Origin of the sequence: Micrococcus sp. UYEF5, from assembly GCF_040546065.1 — a bacterium.
Taxonomy (GTDB): domain Bacteria; phylum Actinomycetota; class Actinomycetes; order Actinomycetales; family Micrococcaceae; genus Micrococcus; species Micrococcus luteus.
Genome location: NZ_JBEPNB010000009.1, coordinates 87,422 through 103,983, shown reverse-complemented (window position 1 = coordinate 103,983; position 16,562 = coordinate 87,422). Strand labels below are relative to the sequence as shown.

At 69.4% G+C, this 16,562-nt stretch carries 13 protein-coding genes; 6 read left to right on the top strand and 7 right to left on the bottom strand.

The window, feature by feature from the left end:
* Positions 1-127: 127 nt before the first annotated feature.
* Entirely contained in the window at positions 128-1,702 is a 1,575-nt protein-coding gene (locus ABIB16_RS09565; RefSeq protein WP_078026196.1) for an RNA/DNA-binding domain-containing protein, read from the bottom strand.
* Positions 1,703-1,733: 31 nt separating this feature from the next.
* Between ABIB16_RS09565 and ABIB16_RS09560 the strand changes: the two genes are divergently transcribed.
* On the top strand, positions 1,734-2,096 hold the full coding sequence (locus ABIB16_RS09560) for an AMP-binding enzyme (protein WP_425342664.1): 363 nt from the start codon (positions 1,734-1,736) through the stop codon (positions 2,094-2,096).
* A 39-nt stretch (positions 2,097-2,135) separates the two neighbouring features.
* On the opposite strand, the gene ABIB16_RS09555 is transcribed toward ABIB16_RS09560, so the two are convergent.
* Positions 2,136-3,203, bottom strand: coding sequence for a zinc-binding dehydrogenase (locus tag ABIB16_RS09555; RefSeq protein WP_354436233.1), 1,068 nt, complete (start codon positions 3,201-3,203; stop codon positions 2,136-2,138).
* Positions 3,204-3,497: 294 nt separating this feature from the next.
* Here ABIB16_RS09555 and ABIB16_RS09550 point away from each other — a divergent pair, with 294 nt between their 5' ends.
* Positions 3,498-5,408: a DUF262 domain-containing protein gene (locus ABIB16_RS09550; protein ID WP_168196739.1), complete on the top strand. Its 1,911-nt coding sequence runs from the start codon at positions 3,498-3,500 to the stop codon at positions 5,406-5,408.
* Here the strand turns inward: ABIB16_RS09550 and ABIB16_RS09545 are convergent.
* The 3 genes from ABIB16_RS09545 to dnaB all read right to left on the bottom strand — a co-directional run bounded on the left by ABIB16_RS09545 (position 5,405) and on the right by dnaB (position 9,213).
* Positions 5,405-6,305 (bottom strand): IS5 family transposase gene (locus ABIB16_RS09545; protein ID WP_371705210.1). Its coding sequence is split into 2 segments (ribosomal slippage): positions 5,405-6,160 and positions 6,162-6,305, totalling 900 coding nucleotides; the frame shifts between segments, so codons are not numbered across the junction. The two genes, ABIB16_RS09550 and ABIB16_RS09545, sit on opposite strands and share 4 nt — an antisense overlap.
* A 71-nt stretch (positions 6,306-6,376) precedes the next feature.
* Complete coding sequence (locus ABIB16_RS09540) at positions 6,377-7,573, bottom strand: Fic family protein (RefSeq protein ID WP_168196740.1); 1,197 nt, start codon at positions 7,571-7,573, stop codon at positions 6,377-6,379.
* Positions 7,574-7,824: 251 nt separating this feature from the next.
* Positions 7,825-9,213 carry a replicative DNA helicase gene (gene dnaB / locus ABIB16_RS09535; RefSeq protein ID WP_078025355.1) on the bottom strand — a complete coding sequence of 463 codons (1,389 nt, stop codon included), beginning with the start codon at positions 9,211-9,213 and terminating at the stop codon, positions 7,825-7,827.
* Positions 9,214-9,945: 732 nt separating this feature from the next.
* Between dnaB and ABIB16_RS09530 the strand changes: the two genes are divergently transcribed.
* Together ABIB16_RS09530 and ABIB16_RS09525 are read left to right on the top strand one after the other, a co-directional pair.
* A complete protein-coding gene (locus ABIB16_RS09530) occupies positions 9,946-11,121 on the top strand; it encodes a CaiB/BaiF CoA transferase family protein (protein ID WP_354436232.1) in 1,176 nt (391 codons plus the stop codon).
* Positions 11,122-11,146: 25 nt separating this feature from the next.
* Positions 11,147-12,373, top strand: coding sequence for an acyl-CoA dehydrogenase family protein (locus ABIB16_RS09525; RefSeq protein WP_041102466.1), 1,227 nt, complete (start codon positions 11,147-11,149; stop codon positions 12,371-12,373).
* A 15-nt stretch (positions 12,374-12,388) separates the two neighbouring features.
* Here ABIB16_RS09525 and rimK read toward each other — a convergent pair whose 3' ends face one another.
* Complete coding sequence (rimK, locus tag ABIB16_RS09520; protein WP_036314384.1) at positions 12,389-13,624, bottom strand: 30S ribosomal protein S6--L-glutamate ligase; 1,236 nt, start codon at positions 13,622-13,624, stop codon at positions 12,389-12,391.
* 27 nt (positions 13,625-13,651) lie between these two features.
* Between rimK and ABIB16_RS09515 the strand changes: the two genes are divergently transcribed.
* Positions 13,652-14,182: an ATP-dependent zinc protease family protein gene (locus tag ABIB16_RS09515; RefSeq protein WP_043276131.1), complete on the top strand. Its 531-nt coding sequence runs from the start codon at positions 13,652-13,654 to the stop codon at positions 14,180-14,182.
* Entirely contained in the window at positions 14,179-15,294 is a 1,116-nt protein-coding gene (locus ABIB16_RS09510) for a succinylglutamate desuccinylase/aspartoacylase family protein (RefSeq protein WP_020621884.1), read from the top strand. The genes ABIB16_RS09515 and ABIB16_RS09510 overlap by 4 nt, the downstream gene beginning before the upstream one ends.
* 40 nt (positions 15,295-15,334) lie before the next feature.
* Here ABIB16_RS09510 and ABIB16_RS09505 read toward each other — a convergent pair whose 3' ends face one another.
* A complete protein-coding gene (locus ABIB16_RS09505) occupies positions 15,335-16,558 on the bottom strand; it encodes an MFS transporter (RefSeq protein WP_233490744.1) in 1,224 nt (407 codons plus the stop codon).
* Positions 16,559-16,562 lie beyond the last annotated feature (4 nt).

The following is a 16,562-nucleotide window of genomic DNA, read 5'->3' as shown; positions in this document are numbered from 1 at the left end:
ACGGCTCGGGAACCGGATCAGAGTGCGGCATAGGACCTCATTCTGCTCATGGGACGGATCCACATCGACAGATTGACACTTCAGACTCACAGTCGACCACCAAGGGGGGCTCTCAAGAGCGGCAGTGTCAGTCTCCCGCCCCTCTGGCCGACACCAGTCGGTACCGGGTGTCCTTGTGGCCCTGACCGCCGGTCATCTCCACCAGCCCGTCGAGCAGCGGCTGGCGGAGCGCGTAGCGGATCTGCCGCGCGGTCAGCATGGTGGCCTCCTCCAGGTCGCGGATGCCCACCGCCTCCCCCGCGGCCAGGGCACCGAGGACGCGCCCCTCGTGGCGGGTGGGCGCGGAGCTGGGCGGCACGGCCGATGACGGCGCATCCGCCTTCACGTCGGGCACCTCCTCCACGGGGGGTGTCCGCGCAACCTCCACGGCAGGCTCCCGCCGACTCGGCCGAGCCCCCTCGGGCCGCGGCCGCCAGAGCAGAGCCTTGAACTGGACGCCCGTGTCGATGAGCTGAGGCCGGCCCAGCCCCCACTGACGAGCGGACCGGAACACCTCGTGGATGCCGCCGCCCTCGCCCTCGATGACGGAGGCGCCGTCCGGCGTCGTGAGCTTCTTGGCGATCTGGTACAGCCGCTGATTGACGGCGGCCTGGGCATGTTCGTCACTTTCGAGCTGGGTGAGTGACACTCCGCGGAGGCCGCCCGGGCTCTGAATGAACAGGGCCCGGTCCGTGAGCCGCACCTGGATGGCCTTGCCCGCGCCGAGGGTGTCGGGGCCGAGGTCGCGGTGCACGAGGGCGTTGCCGAGGAGTTCACGGACGGCGGCGAGCGGGAGCTCGGGGCGGCGCTCGAGCTGACCGTCGGGGCGGTACACGTGCTCGGTCCCGAGGTTCTGGCGCACCCAGGCCATCACCTCGTCGAGCAGCACGGGGACGGGGCCGGTGAAGTCCGTGAGGTTGCGGCTGCGCGCCTGCCCCTCTCCCCCGCGCACCTGGACGGCGGCGGTGACGGTGAGCCCCGGATAGCGGCCCTGCGGGTAGTCGCCGAGGGCGTAGAGGCCGGCCAGGGTGGGCTCCCCGGCGGCGGTGAGGACGTTGGTCTGGCGGAGGATCTCCTGGTGCGTGCGGTCACGGAGGCGGCGGTCCCGCTCGCGCACGGCCGCCACGTAGTCGGTCACGAGCTCGGGGACCAGGTCCTCCTCGCTCATCCCGGTGACGGGCTTGACGTCGTAGTCCACGCGCTCGTCGGCGTGGAGCTTGGCGACCTCCACCATGCGCAGCTCGTGCGCGTGCATCACGTAGTCGCCGTCGGACTGGCGGAGATAGGCCTGCCCTCGCACCGTTGCGGGCCGGTCCGTGAGGCGCAGGGGCACCACGTGGGCGACGAGCACGTCCTTGCCCTCCAGGCGGAAGACCTGGGGCAGGAGGGTCGGACTGGGCGTGACGGCCTCGCGCGCCTGGGCCACGAGCCCCGCCTCCAGCACGGCGACGTCGGGCACGCCCACCACGCGGAACTCGCCGTGCGCCTCGTCGACGCCGCAGACGACGGTTCCACCGTCGGGCATGTTGGCGAAGGCGCAAAGCGTCTCCGGCATGGAAGGGACGCCGCCCGTGGCCCGCTTGACCTCGACCGAGGTGGTGTCGCCACGACGCGCGCGGAGGGCGTCGAGGGTGGCCGTCAGATCATCAGAGGACCAGTTCACAGTGACAACTGTAAGTCATGGTGTCAGTGTCATGGGGTGGCGCTTTCTTCGAGGGCCGCTCAACCTGGACCCCGGCGACGTCGAAAACCTGGACGAGGTGCGCCTCCGCGGCGGCATGAACGTGTACCCGCAGGAGATCGAGGAGGTCCTCTACGAGCACCCGGCGCTGGCGGAGGCCGCCGTGGTGGGCGTGCCGCACCCGGAGCTCGGCGAGGAGGTGGCCGCCTACGTGACGCTGGCGCCCGGCGCGACCGCGACCGAAGAGGAGCTCGTCGCGCACGTGAAGTCCCAAGTGGCGCCGTACAAGTACCCGCGCAGCGTGGTGGCGATGGACGGCCTGCCGAAGACGGCGACCGGGAAGATCCTCAAGCGGGAGCTGAAGGCGGCCAGATGAGCCCGGCCCGGCGCCGTCGGACGCGCCGGGCCCGGCCCCTCAGACCTCCAGCAGCACCTTGATCTCGCGGCGCTCGTCCATGGCCTGGTAGGCCTCGGCGGCGTCGTCGATCGGCCTGCGCGCGGTGAACACGCGGCCGGGCTGGATCTCGCCGGACTGGATGCGCTCGATCAGCTCGGGCAGGAAACGGCGGACGGGGGCGGGGCCGCCCTCGAGGTGGATCTCGCGGCCGAAGAGGTCGGAGCCGTCGAGGGTCTGGTCGTGGGAGACGCCCACGAACCCGACGTACCCGCCGGGGCGCACCGAGGCCAGGGCCTGGTCCATGGAGCCCTGCGTGCCGACGGCCTCGCACACCCCGTGCGCGCCGTAGCCGCCGGTGAGCTCGCGCACCTGGGCGGCGCCCTCCTCGCCGCGCTCGGCGATCACGACGTCGGCGCCGAACTCCCGGGCGAGCGCGGCCCGATCCTCGTGGCGGGAGAACACGATGACCTGCTCCGCGCCGAGGGTCTTGGCGCCCAGGACGGCGCACAGGCCGACGGCGCCGTCGCCGACCACGGCGATGGTCTTGCCGGGGCCGGCCTGCGCGGCGACGGCGGCGTACCAGCCGGTGCCGAGCACGTCCGAGGCGGCGAGGTAGTCGGTCAGGCGGTCCGGGTCCGAGGGCTCACCCCCGGGCACCTTCACGAGGGAGCCGTCGGCGAGCTCGACGCGCATGTACTGCGCCTGGCTGCCCGTGTACTCGCCGGCGTTGACGCAGCGGGACTGGTAGCCGGCCTGGCAGATCTCGCACGTGTTGTCCGAGAGCATGAAGGAGCCGATCACGAAGTCGCCGACCTCGAGGGTGGCGACGTCCTCGCCCTTCTCCACGATCGTGCCGACGTACTCGTGGCCCATGCGCCGGTGGTCGACGTCGTTGTGGCCGCGGTAGGGCCACAGGTCCGAGCCGCACACGCACGCGGCGGCCAGCTTCAGGACCACGTCCGTGGGCTGGGCGACGCGCGGAGTGTCCACCTCCTCCACGACGACGTCGCCCGGCGCGCGCATGACGACGGCCTTCATGGTGGCGGGAATCTCGGGGGCGGCGAGGGTGGGGGTCTCGGTGGTCATGGGGTGTCCTCTCGTCAGGTCCAGGGAATGTCGCGGAGAAGTCTCCCCCGCGCCGGGGCACGGGGGCGACGGCTGAGAGGCGGGGCGGGAGTGGGGTGCGAACCCCCGGGGCCACTGCACGGGAGTCTGTGACCGCACCCCTGCCGTCCCGGGATGGACGTGACGTGGGGCTTTCCGATGCGGAGGCTTCCCTCGCCGGCGGGAGAAGAGCATGGCCCAAGGCCGGGGTCGGAGGACCCTGCGACTAGCATCACAGACAGCCCCGACCACCTTCCCCGAGAGGATGCGGCCGCCGTGTCGACCTTCCAGACGCCTCAGTACACCATTGTCGAGCTGCTGCAGAAGGCCCGCAGTGGGGAGCTCCAACTGCCCGACTTCCAGCGTCCGTACCGCTGGGACGATGAGCGCATTCGCTCCCTCCTCGTGACCATCCTCCGCGGCCATCCGATGGGGGTAATCATGACTCTCAGGACCGGGGGGCAGAACGTGCGCTTCAAGCCCCGGCCTATCACGGGCGTGCCCGCGGAGGGGCTCAAGGATCCCGAGCTGCTCCTCCTCGATGGTCAGCAGCGCACCACGTCCATGGTCCAGGCGCTCACGGGAGACGGGATTGTCGACACCGAGGACGTCCGCCATCACAAGCTCCGGCGCCGCTATTTCGTCGACGTGGTCAAGGCTTTGGGGGATGTACGGGAGCAGGAGGACGCCGTCGTCTCCCTGCCAGACACCGGGATCGTCACGGAGAACATCGGCCGCGACGTCGTTTTGGACGTGACGACCGAGGAGAAGCAATGGGAACTGGGTCTCATGCCCGTGACCGTGCTGTTCGACAGCGCGGACTGCTTCGCGTGGATGATGAAGTACCAGCAGGCTTTGCCCGAGCGCATGGAGATCACGCAGCGATTCCTCTCCTCCGTGGCCCAGGCCGTCCAGACCTACAAGATCCCTGCCATCGAGCTGGACAAGGACATCTCCAAAGACGCCGTGGCCACCGTGTTCGAGAAGGTCAACACCGGCGGCCTTCGCCTCGATGTCTTCGAGCTGCTCACTGCCACCTTCGCCGGTGACCGCGCGTATTACGAGGAGACCGGCGAGGACTTCCGGTTGGCGGAGGACTGGGCTCTCACGGAGGAGGTGCTCCGCACTTACCCGGTTCTCACGGACATGAAGAGCACGGACTTCCTCATGGCGGTCTCCGTGCTCGCCACGTTGGCGAAGCGACGCGAGGCCCTTGCGGCCGGCAAGACCGGACAGCAGGTCCCCCAGACCAGCGCCCGTCGAGAGGACATCCTCGGCATGAGCCTGGAGGACTATCGCGTCTGGGCACCACGTCTCCGCAAAGCCCTCCCCACCGTGGCTCGCCACCTGCGCGACCTGCACATCCATGACAGCCGCGGAGCCCCCTACAGCTCTCAGGTGGTGTCGCTACTGATCATCACCACGCTCCTGGGGGATCGAGCCGAGGAGCATGCCGTGCGGGCACGGCTCAATCAGTGGTTCTGGTGCGGCGTACTGGGCGAACTCTACGGCTCCACGATCACGACCCAGTTGGCCAAGGATGCGGAACAGATCCCCGAATGGTCGCTGGGCAAGTCCGCAGAGACCCCGGAGGCGATCATTCGTGCGAGCTTCTCAGAGTCTCGTCTCGGATCGCTGCGGACCCGCCTCTCGGCCGCGTACAAGGGCGTCTACGCCCTGATCATGGCGCAGCAACCGCCAGCAAAGGACTGGATGCTGGACCAGACGCTGGACTTCCAGTCCTACGACGACCTCCAGGTGGACATCCACCATGTCTTCCCGCGGAAGTGGTGCGACGAGAACGGGATTGAACCCTGGCGGCGGGAGAGCATCATCAACAAGACCCCCCTTGCCAAGAAGACCAACATCCGCCTTCGGGGCGACTCTCCGGCGGTATACACGGAGCGACTCGACGACAAGGGCCTGACGCCCCAGCAGGTAGACGCCCAGATCTCGACCCACGCGATCGACCCGGCTCTCCTCCGCGCCGGAGACTTCGACGCGTTCTTTAACGACCGGCGCCGACGCCTCGTCTCCATGATCGAAAACGCCATGTGCAAGCCCGTGGTGCGCGACTGGGAGGTGGATTCGGAAAGTACTGACGCCCCGGAAAATTTCAACGACCCAGCGGAGATGGAAGCCGATGAGCCCGCGGGTGACGAGGAGGCGGCGAACGTGGCCGACTAGGGCGTGTCTGACAATAGTTTCGACCACGCGGTCACCGCGTTCAAGAGAACGGCAGCCCGGTAGACGGTCGCGTACTTGTCATACCGTGTCGCCAAGCGCCGCCACTGCTTCAGGTGCGCGTACTGGCGCTCGATGACGTTGCGGCCCTTGTAGGCGGCCGCGTCCGGGCCCACGGGCCTACCACCGCGGGGGCCGCTGCGTTTGCGGTGGCCTCGCGGGTCGGCCGGCTCAGGGATGACCGCCTTGATCCGGCGGGCACGCAGATGGGCGCGGACCGGCTGGGAGGAGTAGGCCTTGTCACCCAGCACGGCCTCAGGGCGGGTCCGGGTCCGCCCTACCGGCCGTGCCACACGCAGCTGTTCCAGAAGAGGAAGCAGCATGGGCGAGTCTCCTGCTTGGCCGGGGGTGATCAGGTTGACCAGCGGCATCCCGGCGCCATCGACGAGCTGATGGATCTTCGTGCTCAACCCGCCACGAGAGCGCCCGACCCCGTGATTGGCCGGCTCCTCACGCAGATTCGTGTCACTCGATCTATCCCCCTGTGTGCCGGTGGTGTTCGTGGCGTGCTGGTGAGCGCGGGCGATCGTGGAGTCCACCGACACCGACCAGTCCACCAAGCCCTGCGCGTCAGTGGCGGCGGTTAGCTTTGTCAGCACCGTGTCCCAGGTGCCCTCGGCCGCCATCCGGCGGTGCCAGGTCCACACGGTCTGCCAGGGCCCGTAGACCTCGGGCAGGTCCCTCCAGGGAATCGAAGCACCGGTACCGGTACCGGTAGATGATCGCCTCGACCATCGTGCGGGCATCGGTGAACGGCCTGCCGGCGCGGCCGGTCCGGGTCGGGAGCCTCGGGGTGATCAGCTCCCACTGGGCGCGGGAGAGCATCTGGAACCGGGACATGCCGTCCAGGGTGTCAGCTGACCCTTGGCTTCATCGTCAGACACGCCTTAGATCTCGTCGATACCGGGCATTCACCACCTTGTTGAATGCTCGACCAGGAAATTGATTAAATCCTCCGCCGCGGCAGTGATAGTGAAATTATCGAGTTCAGAATCCCACCGAAACTCGATTGGCATACCCGCAACCTCCACACCAACGGATATTTCATCCGGAATTGACGACTCCAATGGGCGGGGAAAGCTCGGAAGGAACGGTTTCTCCGCGTTGGGGCTTGTATCTCTGCGGCTAACAAATATGGATGGGAAAGGCCGCACGGAGGGCGCCGAGAGGCATCGTCTATATTCGTCAGACTGGTAACCGAACCAAAGCAGCCACTCATCCCTGCCGTCACTTGGACCCACGGTGCAGAACCAAGAGTTGCCGCTTGAATCCCTGTCCCCCAGAAGTGAGAAGTTCTGAATATTGGACATGCCGCTCAATTCGAATGTCCAATTAACACGACCACACTCTTCCGCCAGCCGGTCCCGAAATTTTGATATTACAGCATCCCACATCGAGTAACGAGCTGTATTGTCGGAAAGGAATTTGTCCTCAATAATATCTCGGACATAGTTCGGCTTCCTCATGAGACGAGCCTGATTCCGAATGTTGCGCGTGAATAGATCATACAGGGGCAATATATCCCCTTGATCACTGGCCGCAAGCGCCTCGTAATACTCTTTCCGGTCGGCGGATGGGCGAATAATTAGAGGCGGGTATCCGTGGCGAGCCAGCTCCAAATTTGCCAACACTCGGGCTGTTCGACCATTCCCGTCGTCGAACGGGTGAATGTGGGCTATCCAGGCATGGACAACAGTTGCAGTAAGAATGGGATCTCCACTGCCTTGTTGCCACCAATCCGACAACTCCAACATGACGCGGGCCACGTCGAAGGGTTCCGCCGGCTTGTGATCTGTGCCGGAAATTCTGTTGGAGTGCTCCTTAAAGGAACCCGCCCCATAAACGTCCCCAACAATTACTTTCTGCAGCTGTCGAATCTCATGAACCATCGGGGCACGATCACTCTTCTCGCGCCATTCATGGGCTATCTCATGGGCCTTGTAAAGACCCAGAACCTCATAGACCTTTGGATCTGACTCAATACTTCGAGTCAGAGTATGAATAGGCCCATCCAACAGCTCTCGGTGCTTCGCAACGATTTCGCGAGTAGCAGCCAGAGGCCATTCCATATGCTCCATCTCATTACTCTCCGTAACGAGGTCAGTCACGCTTGCCTGTATAAATGGCGTCAGCATCTCCTGAGCATCGCGCGCAATTTGTTGCATTGCTAGTGCGGCAATCCTCCGAGCACTCTTAGAGTTATCTAGCCGCTCATAAAAGACGGCACGAGATGCCGCATCCTCTGGGATTAAGTAGGGCGTTCCCTCAAGAGAATCCTCGGGTGACAATGAATCAATGTCGTCATGCAGTTTCAAAGCACAGCCCCCAATACACTTCAAGCTCCAAACCGGCCTTGGAGCTAGAACCCCCCGCCGCCCCCGCCATCCTGTGCGAGGTTGCTGAAGCGACTGTAGTGCCCCTGGAACCCCACCACAATGGTCTTCGTGGGCCCGTTGCGGTGCTTGGCCACGATCAGGTCCGCCTCGCCGGCGCGGGGGGACTCCTTGTCGTACACGTCCTCGCGGTGCAGCAGGATCACCATGTCCGCGTCCTGCTCGATCGAGCCGGACTCGCGCAGGTCGGACACCTGCGGCCGCTTGTCCGTCCTCTGCTCGGACCCACGGTTCAGCTGGCTCAACGCGATCACCGGCACGTCGAGCTCCTTGGCCAGCAGCTTCAGGGCACGGGAGAACTCGGCGACCTCCTGCTGACGGGACTCGACCTTCTTGCCCGAGCTCATGAGCTGCAGGTAGTCCAGCACCACCATCTTGAGGTTGTTCTTCTGCTTGAGCCGCCGGCACTTGGCGCGGATCTCCATCATGGTCATGTTCGGGGAGTCGTCGATGAAGAACGGCGCCTCGTTCAGCCGCCCCACGGTCGCGGCGATCTTGGACCACTGGTCGTCCCGGATGGTGCCCTTGCGCAGGTCCTGCAGCGCGATCGTCGCCTCGGCGCTCAAGAGCCTCATGGCGATCTCGTTCTTGCCCATCTCGAGGCTGAAGAACACGGTGGCCATGTTGTGGTGGATGGCCGCGGCCCGCGCGAAGTCGAGCGCGAGCGTGGACTTGCCGACGGCGGGGCGCGCCGCGATCACGATCATCTGCCCGCCGTGCAGGCCCTGCGTCAGCTCGTCGAAGTCGTAGAAGTCGGTGGGGACGCCCGTCAGGCCCTCCCCCTGGTTGCCGGCCGCCTCGATCTCGTCGACGGCGTGCTCCATGATCTCCGCGAGGCGCACGTAGTCCTCGGACTGGCGGTTCTCCGCCACCTTGTAGATCTCGGACTGCGCCTCGTTGACGATCTCCTCGACCTCGCCGTCGCCCTGATACCCCAGCTGGGTGATCTTGGTGCCGGCGGTGACGAGGCGGCGCAGGACGGCCTTCTCCGCCACGATCTCCGCATAGAAGCTGGCGTTGGCGGCGGTGGGCACGGACTGGATCAGCTCGTGCAGCACGGCGGGGCCGCCCACGCGGCTGAGCTCCTGGCGCTTGTTCAGCAGGTCCGCCACCGTGACGGCGTCCGCGGGCTCGCCGCGGCCGTAGAGGTCGATGATCGCCTCGTAGATCATCTCGTGGCTGGGCCGGTAGAAGTCGTGGCCGCGCAGCAGCTCCACCACGTCCGCGATCGCGTCCTTGGAGAGCATCATGCCGCCCAGCACCGAGCGCTCCGCCTCCAGGTCCTGGGGCGGCAGGAAGCGTTCAGAGGAACGGCCGCCGTCGTAGGAGCCCGAGTCTCCGTAGTTCTCAGTCAACGTCCGGAGACTCCCTTCCCACAGCCCGCACGACGGCGGCCCTCGCCGGTCTTCCCGGCCCTGATTCCTCTGTTGTCACCGCCCGTGCCGCCGCACCCTCCTGCAGGCGGACGGTGCGACGGTCCCCGGGGCGACGGTCCGAGCGGATGCGCGCCTGTCAGTGGTCACCTGCGGCCAATACCCGCCCTCGCGTTGGGGATACCACGCGACACTACGCGCGCCGTGGAGGCTGGGCAACCGCGTTTCCCACAGGCCTTGTGGACAACGTGTGGATTCGGCGGCGTGTCGTGTGGATCGCCTGGGGACCGCGCTGGGGACAACCGCTCGGCCACCCCCAGAATCCGGCTCTGACCTGGGACGATGCGATCCCCAGGGCTGTGGAGGAAGATTCTCCACCCCCCTTTCGGCCCCGTCGATCCAACTTGACAGCACCCCCGTTTGCGCCCTCATCACACCGCCTGGTACAGGCCTATCCACACCGTCGTCCACACCCTCCACATCTGTGGACAACTCCTGTGGACAAGGTGCCCGGATCTGGGGACGGCGAAGTTGACAGCGTCTGCCCGCGGCCCCGGGTCCTCCCCGTGCCCACCTCTCCCGGCCGCCCCGGACCGCCCGGCGCCGATGACTCACGCACGTCAGTGACCCGCCCCAGAGTCATTGGACGGAACGCGAGCACGGTGCTTGGGTGGAACCCGTCGTCGTGTCGTCCGCCACAGTGAGGAGTCCGCCGTGCCCCCGGTCACCACCGCCCCCTCCCCGGCCTCGCTCCCCCTCGACGGCGTCCTCGTCGCCGACTTCTCCCGCGTCCTCGCCGGCCCGCTCGCCACCATGACGCTGGCGGACCTCGGGGCGCGCGTCATCAAGGTGGAGCACCCCGTGCGCGGCGACGACACCCGCGGCTGGGCTCCGCCCCGCTCGGCGACGGGTGCCACCTACTTCGAGTCCGTGAACCGCAACAAGGAGTCGGTCGGCTGGGACCTGAAGGACCCCGAGGACCAGCGGCGGGCCGCCGCCCTGGCCGCCCGGGCCGACGTCGTGGTCCACAACCTCAAGCCCGGCACCATGGAGCGCCTCGGCCTGGGCTACGACGACGTCGCGCGGGAGAACCCGTCCGTGGTCTACGCCGTCGTCTCCGGCTTCGGCGACCGCGAGGGCCGGGACCTGCCCGGCTACGACTTCATCGTCCAGGCCGCGGGCGGGCTCATGAGCATCACCGGCGAACCGGACGCCCCGATGAAGGCGGGCGTCGCCCTCGTGGACGTGCTCACGGCCAAGGACCTCACCGCCGGCGTGCTCGCCGCCCTGCTGCGCCGCGAGCGCACCGGGGAGGGCGCCCACCTGCGGCTGAACCTGCTCTCCTCGCTGCAGGGGGCGCTCGCCAACCAGGGCCAGGCCTGGCTCGGCGCCGACGTCGTCCCGCGGCGGATGGGCAACGACCACCCCTCGATCGCCCCCTATCAGCTGCTGGCGTGCCGGGACGCGCCGCTCGCCGTCGCCATCGGCAACGACGCGCAGTTCCGCACCTTCGCCACGGCCCTCGGCGTCCCCGAGCTCGCCCAGGACCCGCGCTTCACCACGAACACGGACCGCGTCGAGCACCGCGAGGAGCTGCGCACCGCCCTGGAGGACGCGCTCTCGGCGCAGACGGCGGCCCACTGGCGGGACGTGCTGCAGGCCGAGCGGCTCCCGGTCGGCCTCGTGTCCACCGTCGCCGAGGGCGTCGAGCTGGCCGAGTCCCTCGGCCTCGAGCCGACCGTCGAAGTCCAGGACCGGTCCGGCGCCCCCGCCGGCCGGCAGTTCCGCCACCCGGTGCAGTGGGACCCGCCCGTCGCGCACCCGCGCCACGCGCCGCCCGCGCTCGGCGCGGACACGGCGGCCGTCAACACCTGGCTCGACGCCCGCTGACCACCCCGCAGAGAGGACCCCCACCATGACCACCCCGTTCCACACCGAGGCCGACTCGTTCCTCGGCCGCGCCGACGTCGTCGGCCTGGACTCCCTGTTCTCCGCCGAGGAGAAGGCCGTCGCACTGAAGGTGCGCGGCTTCGTGGACGAGCACATCCGCCCGCACATCGCCCGCTGGTACGACGACGCCGTGTTCCCCCGCGAGATCGTCCCCGAGCTGGGCCGTCTCGGCGTGCTCGGCATGCCCTACGAGGGCCACGGCATGCCCGGCCGCTCGGCGGTGGAGTACGGCCTCGCCGCGCAGGAGCTCGAGGCCGGCGACTCCGGCCTGCGCACCTTCGTCTCCGTACAGGGCTCGCTCGCGATGGGCGCGATCCACAAGCACGGCTCCGAGGAGCAGAAGGCGCAGTGGCTGCCGCGCATGACCGCCGGCGAGGCGGTCGGCTGCTTCGGCCTCACCGAGCCGGGCGCCGGCTCGGACCCGGCCTCCATGACGACGACGGCCCGCCAGGAGCCCGGCGGCGACTGGGTGCTCGACGGGGTCAAGCGGTGGATCGGGCTGGCCACCCTGGCCGACGTCGCGATCATCTGGGCGCAGACCGGCGAGCCCGGCGACGGGCGCGGGGTGCGCGGCTTCGTGGTCCCCACGGACACTCCCGGATTCCGCGCGGAGGCGATCACCCAGAAGCTGTCCATGCGGGCGTCGGTGCAGTGCGAGATCCACCTCGACGGCGTGCGCCTGCCCGCCTCCGCGATGCTGCCGGCCGACTCCGCCGTCGGGCTCAAGGGCCCCTTCCAGTGCCTCAACGAGGCCCGCTACGGGATCATCTGGGGTGCGATGGGTGCGGCCCGCGACTCCTTCGACGCCGTCCTCGACTACGCGATGCAGCGGCAGCAGTTCGGGGTGCCGCTGGCCTCCCACCAGCTGACGCAGGCCAAGCTCGCGGACATGGCCGTGGCCATCGGCAAGGGCTACCTGCTGGCGCACCAGATCGGCCGCGCCAAGGACGCCGGCCCGCTCACCCCCGCCATGATCTCGGCGGGCAAGCTGGACAACTGCCGCGTGGCCATCGGCATCGCCCGGGAGGCCCGCGAGATGCTCGGCGGCAACGGCATCACCCTGGAGCACTCGCCGCTGCGGCACGCGAACAACCTCGAGTCCGTGCGCACCTACGAGGGCACGGACGAGGTCCACCAGCTGACGCTCGGCCGGCACCTCACGGGCATCGGCGCGTTCGCCCCGGCCCGCTGAGCCCCGCGCCCGGGCTCAGGCGTCGTCGGCGGGCGCCTCGGGCGCCGGGGCCTCCTCGGCGACGGAGGCGAGGATCGGGGTGGCCGGCAGCTTCCGCACGCGCTTGGGGCGGCGGGCGCGGGCGGGGATGAGGGCGCGCATGTTCTCGGTCTTGCCGAAGCAGAGCAGCCGGTCGCCCTCCTCGAGGACCTTGGTGTCCGCGGGGTTGGGGAACACGGAGGTGCCGCGGTGCAGGGTGAGCACCTGCAGGTCCTTCGCGAGCAGCCCGGAGTCCTCGATGGACTGGCCCACCCAGCCGGAGCCGGCGTGCACGGTGATCTCACCGACCCCGTACCCGGTGGACACGGCCAGGCGCTGGCGCACGTCGATGTCGGGGAAGCCGGCCTGGTCCGCCACGTAGTCGATGATCGCGCCGGCCACGTCCAGGTCCGTGGCGGCCTCGATGCCCTGCAGCCCCGGCGAGGAGTTCACCTCCATGACCAGCGGGCCGTGCTCGCCCTCGAGCATGTCCACGCCGGCCACGCGCAGGCCCATGATGTGGGCGGCGCGCACGGCGGTCTCCGCGTACTCGGGCGAGAGCTCGACGCGCTCCACGGTGCCGCCGCGGTGCACGTTGGAGCGGAACTCGTCCCCCTGGGCCCGGCGGCGCATCGCGGCCACCACGCGGTCCCCCACCACGAGCGCGCGGATGTCCGTGCCCTTGGACTCCTCCACGAACCGCTGGATGAGCACCTGCTGGTTGGTGCCGTGCAGCGTCTCGATGATCGCCTCGGCCACCTTCTTGGTCGGCGCCAGGATCACGCCGATGCCCTGGGTGCCCTCGAGCAGCTTGATCACCACGGGTGCCCCGCCCACCATGTCGATCGCCGTGGAGACCTCGCCGCGGTTGCGCACGAACACGGTGGCGGGCATGTCGATCTCGTGGCGGGAGAGGATCTGGGTGGCCCGCAGCTTGTCCCGCGAGTTCATGATCCCGGCGGCCGTGTTGGGCGTGTAGACGTCCATCTGCTCGAACTGGCGCACCACGGCGGTGCCGAAGTAGGTCACCGAGTTGCCGATGCGCGGCAGCACGGCGTCATAGCCGGAGAGGGGGCGGCCGCGGAACATCAGATCGGGCTCGTCCGAGCTGAGGTCGATGCCGAAGCGCAGGGTGTCCAGGACCTTCACCTGGTGGCCGCGCTCGAGCGCCGCGGTCTTGAGGCGCTGCGTCGAGTAGGCGCGCAGGGAACGGGAGAGGATGGCGAGCTTCATGACCGCTTTCCTGGGAGGATGAGGGGCGTGTCTGAATCTAAGCACACGGCCCTGGCCCCCCACGGCGTGCCCCCCACCGACGACGGCGCCGCTCGCCCGGGGCTGGTGGGCTGGCGCGAATGGGTCGGCCTGCCCGCCGCCCACACCCCCTGGATCAAGGCCAAGATCGACACCGGTGCCCGCACCTCGGCGCTCCACGCCTTCGGCATCGAGCGGTTCACCCGCAACGGCGCCGCGTGGGTCCGGTTCGAGGTGCACCCGTGGCAGACCTCGGCCGCGGACGCGCGGACGGCCGAGCTGCCGGTGGCCGATCTGCGCACGGTCCGCTCCTCGAACGGCGAGGCGCAGGAGCGCGTCGTCGTCGTGATGCCGCTGACCCTGGCCGGCCGGACGATCGAGGCGGAGGTGACCCTGACCCACCGGGACGAGATGGGCTTCCGCATGCTCGTGGGGCGCACCGCGCTGGCCGCCGGCGGCCTCCTCGTGGACCCCGCCGCCTCGTACGTGGGCGGGCAGCCTCCGCGCGGCGTGCGCCGCCGGAACCGGGGACGCGCGTGAGCCGTCGCCCCGCCCGCGCCCCCTTCGCGTTCGGCGGGGTCGAGGTGGCGGCCGGCCGCCGCCACGAGCTGTCCCTGCCGATCTCCCAGCTCGTCACCGGCGCGGACGTCACCCTGCCCGTGCACGTGCTGCACGGCCGCGAGGACGGGCCCACCGTGTGGGTCTCCGCCGCGATCCACGGGGACGAGGTGGCCGGCGTCGAGATCGTCCGCCGCGTCCTGGAGCGCCTGCAGCCCACGCACCTGCGCGGCACCCTGCTGGCCGTGCCCATCGTCAACGTGCTCGGCGTGATGGCCGGGGACCGCTACCTGCCCGACCGCCGCGACCTGAACCGCTCCTTCCCCGGCTCTGCCCGGGGCTCGCTGGCCTCGCGCATCGCGCACCTGATGATGACCGAGGTGATCGGCCGCTGCACCGTGGGCATCGACCTGCACACCGGTGCGGACCGCCGCTCCAACCTGCCGCAGATCCGCTGCGACCTGGAGGACCCCCAGACCCGCGCGCTCGCCGAGGCGTTCGGCGCGCCCGTGCTCTTCCACGCCCGCCTGCGGGACGGCTCCCTGCGCGCCGCGGCCCGCGAGACCGGCGCGCGTGTGCTGCTCTACGAGGCCGGTGAGGCCTGGCGGTTCGACGAGTACGCGATCGCCCCCGGCGTGGACGGGGTCCTGCGCGTGCTCGCGGCGCTGGACATGGTGGATCCCGCGGACGTCGGGCTCACCGAGCCCGGGCCGGACGCCGTCGTCGACGCCCCCGGTCCGCTGCCCGGCGAGGTCCCCGAGGAGCGGACCACGGACGTGCCCGAGGCGACCGACGCCACCGGCGAGGACACCGCCGCCGTGCACCCCGACGTCGTCGACGGCGAGCAGGACTCCCCGTACCTGGTGTGGCAGTCCACGTGGGTGCGCGCCCGCGCGGACGGCCTCGTGCACCTGGACGTCTCCCTCGGCGAACGCGTGAGCGCCGGGGACCGGATCGGCGCGCTCTACAACTCGTTCGGCCGCCGCCTCGCGCACGTGAAGGCCGAGCTGACCGGCGTGGTCATCGGCCGCACCGAGGCACCCCTGGTGCACCGCGGCGACGCCCTCGTGCACATCGGGGGATGGGACGCATGAGCAGCGGCGGGGCGCCGTCCGCGCGTCGGAGCCGCCCGGCTCAGGCCGGGGACGGGCGGCGGGCGATGGCCCGGCCGCCGTGCACGAGCCGGTAGTAGAGCAGCAGCGCCACCCCGACCCCGCCGGAGAGCAGGTACATCACCGGGATCCCGACGGCGGCCACCACCGCGCCGAGCACCATGGGGCCGAGGCCGGTGCCGAGGTCCAGGAGCAGGAAGAACGTGCCCGTGGCGACGCCGATCTCGGTGGGCCGGACCACCTTGATCGCGATGGTCTGGAACACGCTCACCACGGGCCCGTAGGTCAGCCCCAGCAGGGCGCCGGCCACGAGCATGCCCGCCGGCTCCCGCCACAGCGCCAGCACCGCGTAGGAGACGGCCATGCCCGCGAGGATCGGGTAGACGACGGCGTTGTCCCCGTGCCGGTCGTGCAGCACGCCCAGGACGGCGCGGCCCACGATGGTGCCCGCGGCGAAGAGCAGGAAGAACAGGCTCGGCACCATCGCCGGGTAGCCCTGCTGCTGCGCGAACGTGGCCATGAACGCGAGGATGCCGCCGTACATGAACCCGGAGGCCAGGGCCACGCCCGCCGCCGGCGCCACCTCCGCGGAGAACACGTCCGCCCGGTGCAGCCGGAACCGGCCCGTCAGCGGCGGCTCGGGCACGCGCAGGAACAGGGCGATCAGCAGGGCCATGCCCGTGAAGCCGATGCACGCCCAGAACAGGGCGTCGTAGCCGAGGGTGGTGCTCAGCTGCAGGGCCACCATCGGCCCGACGGCGCCCGCGAGCGTCATGGACGTGGAGAACCAGCCGGTGCCCTCGGAGCGGCGCACGGGCGGGACGATCCGCTGCACGGCCGTGGCCAGCACGGTGCCGGCCACGCCGAAGCACATGCCGTTGAGCAGCCGCACCGCGGTCAGCGTGGCCAGGGAGTCCGCCCAGAGGTACGCCGCCGTCGTGAGGACGTAGCAGGCCAAGGCGACGAGCAGGACCCGCCGCCGCCCCCACGCGAAGGTGGCGGGCGTCGTCGTCATGCGGGTGAGGACCGCGCCCAGCACGAACGCCCCCACCACGACGCCGGCCTCCGCGTCCGACGCGCCGAAGGACGTGACGGCGTAGAGCGCCATGGCGGTCATGAGCGTGTAGAAGATCATCGCCACGAACAGGTAGGTGGCGCTGACGAGGATGAACGGGCGCGTCCACAGCGGCGGGCGCGGGGCCGCCGTCGAGCCGGCGGGGTCGGAGGACGGTGGGGCGGAGGGCATGACC

What these genes read in the sequence shown, in the direction of transcription:
- ABIB16_RS09560 (WP_425342664.1), top strand. Translation starts at nt 1,734, where the DNA reads ATGGGGTGGCGCTTTCTTCGAGGGCCGCTCAACCTGGACCCCGGCGAC.
- ABIB16_RS09555 (WP_354436233.1), bottom strand. Translation starts at nt 3,203, where the DNA reads ATGACCACCGAGACCCCCACCCTCGCCGCCCCCGAGATTCCCGCCACC.
- ABIB16_RS09525 (WP_041102466.1), top strand. Translation starts at nt 11,147, where the DNA reads ATGACCACCCCGTTCCACACCGAGGCCGACTCGTTCCTCGGCCGCGCC.
- rimK (WP_036314384.1), bottom strand. Translation starts at nt 13,624, where the DNA reads ATGAAGCTCGCCATCCTCTCCCGTTCCCTGCGCGCCTACTCGACGCAG.
- ABIB16_RS09505 (WP_233490744.1), bottom strand. Translation starts at nt 16,558, where the DNA reads ATGCCCTCCGCCCCACCGTCCTCCGACCCCGCCGGCTCGACGGCGGCC.